The sequence below is a fragment of the Paenibacillus campinasensis genome (assembly GCF_002272015.1).
In the GTDB taxonomy this organism is placed as follows: Bacteria; Bacillota; Bacilli; order Paenibacillales; family Paenibacillaceae; genus Paenibacillus_AQ; species Paenibacillus_AQ campinasensis.
This window is the reverse complement of the sequence record NZ_NPBY01000119.1, coordinates 1-5,592: the sequence shown is the minus strand read 5'-3', so window position 1 is coordinate 5,592 and position 5,592 is coordinate 1. Positions and strand designations below refer to the sequence as shown.

At 51.5% G+C, this 5,592-nt stretch carries 8 protein-coding genes and 1 riboswitch; of the genes, 6 read left to right on the top strand and 2 right to left on the bottom strand.

The annotated features are described in order from the left end of the window. Window positions 1-168: 168 nt before the first annotated feature. Window positions 169-312 (bottom strand): hypothetical protein, encoded by a 144-nt coding sequence (locus CHH67_RS26405; RefSeq protein WP_176475623.1) that lies wholly within the window; start codon window positions 310-312, stop codon window positions 169-171. A gap of 269 nt (window positions 313-581) precedes the next feature. Between CHH67_RS26405 and CHH67_RS25540 the strand changes: the two genes are divergently transcribed. The 6 genes from CHH67_RS25540 to queF all read left to right on the top strand — a co-directional run bounded on the left by CHH67_RS25540 (window position 582) and on the right by queF (window position 4,487). Further along, the gene (locus CHH67_RS25540; RefSeq protein ID WP_095268185.1) at window positions 582-1,013 is read left to right on the top strand and encodes a hypothetical protein; all 432 of its coding nucleotides are present in this window, start codon (window positions 582-584) and stop codon (window positions 1,011-1,013) included. Window positions 1,014-1,041: 28 nt separating this feature from the next. Further along, a complete protein-coding gene (locus tag CHH67_RS25535; protein WP_095268184.1) occupies window positions 1,042-1,746 on the top strand; it encodes an AIM24 family protein in 705 nt (234 codons plus the stop codon). A 98-nt stretch (window positions 1,747-1,844) separates the two neighbouring features. Further along, window positions 1,845-1,883, top strand: a riboswitch (PreQ1 riboswitch). A 114-nt stretch (window positions 1,884-1,997) separates the two neighbouring features. After that, window positions 1,998-2,675, top strand: a complete 678-nt coding sequence (queC, locus tag CHH67_RS25530) for a 7-cyano-7-deazaguanine synthase QueC (protein WP_095268183.1) — start codon at window positions 1,998-2,000, stop codon at window positions 2,673-2,675. Further along, window positions 2,672-3,163, top strand: coding sequence for a 6-carboxytetrahydropterin synthase QueD (gene queD, locus CHH67_RS25525; protein ID WP_095268182.1), 492 nt, complete (start codon window positions 2,672-2,674; stop codon window positions 3,161-3,163). Before queC ends, queD begins: the two co-directional genes overlap by 4 nt. Beyond that, window positions 3,156-3,938, top strand: a complete 783-nt coding sequence (gene queE / locus CHH67_RS25520; RefSeq protein ID WP_095268181.1) for a 7-carboxy-7-deazaguanine synthase QueE — start codon at window positions 3,156-3,158, stop codon at window positions 3,936-3,938. The genes queD and queE overlap by 8 nt, the downstream gene beginning before the upstream one ends. 51 nt (window positions 3,939-3,989) lie before the next feature. Continuing rightward, on the top strand, window positions 3,990-4,487 hold the full coding sequence (gene queF, locus CHH67_RS25515) for a preQ(1) synthase (protein WP_095268180.1): 498 nt from the start codon (window positions 3,990-3,992) through the stop codon (window positions 4,485-4,487). Between the two features lie 93 nt (window positions 4,488-4,580). Here the strand turns inward: queF and CHH67_RS25510 are convergent, their stop codons facing one another. Next, the gene (locus CHH67_RS25510) at window positions 4,581-5,459 is read right to left on the bottom strand and encodes an EcsC family protein (RefSeq protein WP_095268179.1); all 879 of its coding nucleotides are present in this window, start codon (window positions 5,457-5,459) and stop codon (window positions 4,581-4,583) included. Window positions 5,460-5,592: the final 133 nt, after the last annotated feature.

Here is a 5,592-nt window from a genome sequence, read left to right as displayed (position 1 = left end):
TTTTTGCAATATTTTTCGTTATGGATGTGGATACAAGGTACTTACGATGTGCATAAATTCCTCATATCCTTCCCAGATCCTCTCCAGACCAACAAAAAAAGGCGAAGGGTAGGGACGATTCCCTCCATTCGCGCTTGTTCAGCCGTATTCGCATCGGACGGCGGATTGTCAAATGCCGCTCTTAACGCAATCTTTGACATTAGATGGTGTCGGATGCACGGGGGCATAGGTGATTTTGTCGATGAACAATCCGTTCCCGACAGGCTTTCCGTTCACTGTAATCATAATCTTCTTAATATTATTATCTTTCATAATTGTAATCTCCTCTTCCAATAAGTTTTATATAATAACACAAATAAGATACATTATTTGGAGCAAGCTTTAGTGCGAATCGTGTATCTGGTGCAGCAAGCCGACGTTATGACTTTACCCAGCATTCCCGCCATTTAAACACCGAATCAATCACACTCGCTGACAACCGGATACGAGAAATTGTCGCGCCCTATCATTGTCGAAGTCTGTCTGTTAATTGGAAGGTATTACAATATTACAAACTACTGGGACAAGGAGTGATTGTGGCTATGAGAGATCGTTGGCGGATGAAGACGCTTCGTCTTTTTTCCACCCTGCTGGTAGCCGGGATCGCATTTTCAGCAGGAGAGCGTACAGTCAGTGCAAGCTTGGGCGGCTTCTATAACGGAATCAAGCAGTTTTCCGAGCTACCTCAAGAGGTTAATGAGTTAAAGGAAGGATACAACCATACCCTGCAGGAGCTGGAGCAGGCCCGAAATGACGTAAAGCAGTTCCAGGAGCAGAACGCCGAATTGGCTGAGCAGAATCGTAAACTGACCGAGATGGTGCTGGAGCTGCAGCAGGCCGAGATGGCCCGAAAACAAAACGCCGAGCGTATCAAGACGGTCGTATTGACCGCGATCGGACTCGCTCTTGGATATTTCGTACTTATTCGCGCCCTTCGTTTCGGCATGCGCCGAACCAATCGCTATCGGCGCTAACGCAACGAAGCACATAGGAGGTGACCTGATGATTATTCGCATGGAAGATACGACGGCTGCCGGCGCCGGACAAGCCGTTACCTTTTCACTGACAGAGGGCGATATGGCTCATGTGCTGCATCCCGACCAAATTGTGGCCTACCGTGGTCCGGCCTTCGGACGAAGCGACCGGCTGATGAACGTGAAGGGAATGTACCGGAAGAAGAAGCTGATTCGTGCGGATATGAAGGGCCCCTGCCAATTCACCGCAGCCCTTCCCCCGGGCTTTAGCATGCATGAGATCGAACTTTCAGGAGAAGAAGACATGCTCTACGATTTTCGTCATGTGTTCTTCTACACACAGGGAATTCATATGCAGACGCGGATTCTGAAATTAAAAAATATGCTTGTCACCCGCGATGCCATAAAGATGAAGTTTTCCGGCAACGGAAGCCTCGGAATTCTTACGCAAGGGCCCGTCTGCAAGGTGAAACTGCATGCAACCGAGCCGCTGTATGTCGATGCCGGCAGCATTATCGCCTATCCCGAACAGGCCCAGCTGGATTTGACCGTCTACGGAAACCATCTGGCCAGCCAGCATATGAATTACCATTGGAAGCTGACAGGAGAGGGCTATGTGCTATTTCAGGCCGGAAGGCAAAATCAGAGGCTGGCGCAAGAATTCAACGATGAAGGACTGGTCAAACGCTTTCTAAGGGAAGTAATTCCTTTTGGCGGAGTGTTTATCAAATAACAGGAGCATGGTATAATGTAGGGCGTGCACAGCCGAGCTTAGACAAAAAGGCCCGTGTACATCACAACAGAAGACAAAGTCCATGCGCGAAGAGGCGTATGGGAGAGGTTCGCGAACTCCCTCTATAAAAAACTAAGTTGTCTTATTCAGGGCTGAATAAGGCTTGTTTTTTTACGGACTAGTTCAAGAACTTCTCTTCTTCTTCGGGTTCCATGACCAACCCATCATATTGAAGAATGAGAGGTTTTTTTATGCTTAAAAATGAAAAAGCAGTCGTTGTATTCAGCGGCGGTCAGGACAGCACCACCTGTCTGTTCTGGGCGAAGGAGCGCTTCGCCGAGGTCGAAACCGTCACCTTCGATTACGGTCAACGGCATAAGCTTGAGATCGAGTGCGCCGCACAAATTGCCAAAGAGCAGGGTGTTCCGAATACCGTGCTCGATATGAGCCTGCTGAACCAGCTGGCACCGAACGCATTGACGCGAAGCGATATCGCGATTGAGGAAGGGCCCCAGGGGCTGCCGACGACGTTTGTGGACGGCCGGAATCTGCTGTTTCTCAGCTTTGCAGCTGTGCTGGCCAAAGGAAAAGGCGCCAAGCACCTCGTGACCGGCGTCTGCGAAACCGACTTCAGCGGCTATCCCGATTGCCGGGACAGCTTCATTAAATCGCTGAATGTGACATTGAATCTGGCGATGGATTATCCATTTGTTATCCATACCCCGCTCATGTGGCTAAACAAAGCGGAAACATGGGCGTTGGCCGATCAGATGGGCGCGCTCGATTATATCCGCAATCATACACTGACGTGTTATAACGGAATCAAGGGAGACGGCTGCGGGGAATGCCCGGCCTGCAAACTGAGAAAAGCGGGACTCGATCAATATTTAAGCAGCCGCTCTGCAGCAGAAGGAGGGCATGCAATATGAGCCGTCAACCCGGTGAATTTCGCATTGTAGACCGTCTGCAGGAGCTCGGCAAAGACATCGATGCCGGAAGCCTGCGCTATCACCGCAAGCGCGTGCTCGTCTCCAAGGAATTTACCTTTGATGCGGCGCATCATCTGCATGCCTATGAAGGCAAGTGTAAAAATCTGCACGGCCACACGTATATCGTGGTGTTCGGCATCAGCGGCATGCCGGATGACGTCGGCATCACCGTTGATTTTGCGCAGATCAAGCATATATGGAAAACAGAGATCGAGCCTTTTCTCGATCACCGTTATCTTAACGAGACGCTTCCGCCAATGAATACGACCGCCGAAAACATGGTCGTCTGGCTGTTCGAGCAAATGGAAGCGGCGCTTGTGAAGAATGAAGCCTACCAGCGTCAGGGCTTGCGTACCGAGTTCGTGCGGCTGTTCGAAACGCCGACCAGCTATGCTGAGGTTAGACGGGAGTGGATGGAACATGAATAGCACGGATGCCACGCTGAGCCGAAACGCCGACGCTGAGCCCACATTGGCGCGTCCCATCCCCGTGATGGAGATCTTCGGCCCCACCGTCCAGGGCGAGGGCATGGTCGTCGGCCGCAAAACGATGTTTGTCCGCACGGCAGGCTGTGATTATCGCTGCTCTTGGTGCGATTCCGCATTTACGTGGGACGGATCCGAGGCTGGCTCCATCACCCGGATGAGTGCGGAAGACGTTTGGCAGGAGCTGTATCGTTTAGGAGGCGAGCGCTTCGACCATGTCACCCTTTCCGGGGGCAATCCAGCCCTTCTCTCCCAGCTTGGCACACTTGTTGACGAGCTGCATCGGCACGGCATTACCGTTGCGGTGGAAACCCAAGGATCGCGCTGGCAGGATTGGCTGATGGACGTCGATGAGGTGACGATCTCGCCCAAGCCGCCCAGCTCCGGGATGAATACGGATTGGACGAAGCTGGACGATATCATCTCCCGCTTGTCAGGACGCCCTCCCGGCAGAGCGTTCAGCCTGAAGGTCGTTGTGTTTGATGAGATTGACTTGTCCTATGCCGAGAGTGTACACGAACGCTACCCGAACGTTCCGTTCTATTTGCAGACTGGGAACCCGGATGTCAGCACGGGCGACACGCAGAGCCACGCCTCCCGGCTGCTGGAGCGCTACGAGATGCTGGTCGATGCCGTCATGAAATCGGATCGTCTGAACGATGTGCGGGTACTGCCTCAGCTGCACACGCTTGTATGGGGCAATAAACGGGGCGTTTAACGCTGCGAGCGCATTTTTTCTCATATTAAATGATAAAGGAGCTGCACCAACATGGCCGGAAGACAGCCGAATGAATTGGAAGATATCACCCTGCTCGGAAATCAGGGAACGAAATATACGTTTGAATATGACCCGGGCATTCTTGAATCCTTTGATAACAAGCACCCTTACCGGGATTATTTTGTGAAATTCAACTGTCCGGAATTTACCAGTCTCTGTCCGATTACAGGACAGCCCGACTTCGCCACCATTTATATCAGCTACATTCCGGATATCAAAATGGTCGAAAGCAAATCCTTGAAGCTGTATCTGTTCAGTTTCCGCAACCACGGAGATTTCCACGAGGATTGTGTGAACATCATCATGAATGACCTGATCAAGCTGATGGATCCGCGCTACATCGAGGTATGGGGGAAATTCACCCCGCGCGGAGGGATTTCCATCGACCCTTATTGCAATTATGGCCGTCCCGGAACGAAGTACGAGGAAATGGCTGCCCAGCGCCTGATGAACCATGATCTGTACCCTGAAAAAGTCGACAACCGCTAATATTTGAGCCATAACCTAAGGTTCGGTAAAAAAACCTCCGTCTGACGCGCAATAGGAACATTGCGTATCAAACGGAGGTTTCGTTTATGTTGATCAATCTTCTGAAGGCTTCATACTGCGCAGCCGATGCCGAATCCGCCGCTTTTTATAAAGCATCTTTCCGGCTTCGGCGACGTCTCGAATCGTACCTCGGTTGGAAATGGAGCCAAAGACGATGCCCGCAATCGGGATCAATTGGAACAGCTTTTTCATTCCGAAGCTGTCCGTATATGACTGAACCACCTCTCGCCAGCCCTGAAGCTGGGAGATGACCTGCTCACTTCCATCCTGATCGTCAAATTCGCCAAGCTCGTCCAGGATCGCCTTTTTCCCGACAATGTCTGCGGATGCAAACTGCAGGCATTTAACGATAAAAATGCGTTCCCGCTCCTCGTTCGGGTCATATCCGTAGCATAGGGCCATCTCCTGAAGAACCTTTAGCGACTGGCCCAGCACGAGCGGAATATCTACTGCCATCGTGAACAAGCCGCCAGTGCCAGCAGCCGCTCCTTGAGCGGCAGCGAATTTCACGCGTTTCGCTGCAATGGTGTCGGCAGCGCTATCCATGATGGCCAAAGGCAGACGTGCAGCCTGTTCGAGGGTTAAACCGGAACCGGATGCTTCTTCACCTTCCCCATCGCGGTTATCCTCCTCATCCCCATAAACACTCGGACTTCCGGCAGTCTGGGCAAGCACATCCAGCACCGCCCGCTCCCTGATCAGATGTTTTCCTCCGGTCTGGATAAAACCTCCCACCTCGTTTAAAGCGCTGCCGATTTTCTCTCTTACGATCTTCGGCGTAATACGGTCCAGCAGCATAAACGGGATTCTACCGAGCTTCTCCCAAAACATAACATCCTTCTGCTCTTTCTCCCAGCGCTGAATATCCAGCAGCTGGGACTCCAGCTGCTCAAGCGATTCCATCCTGATCATCCCTATTCTCCCTTAAGTCATATCATTACACAGCTTATATACGCAGGAAAAGGAAAAAGGACTCACGCGGCAGATGCAGATTGTAAAAGGCTTCACGTTCGTCCGCCTTCACTGGGAGCATATAAAGATCAAA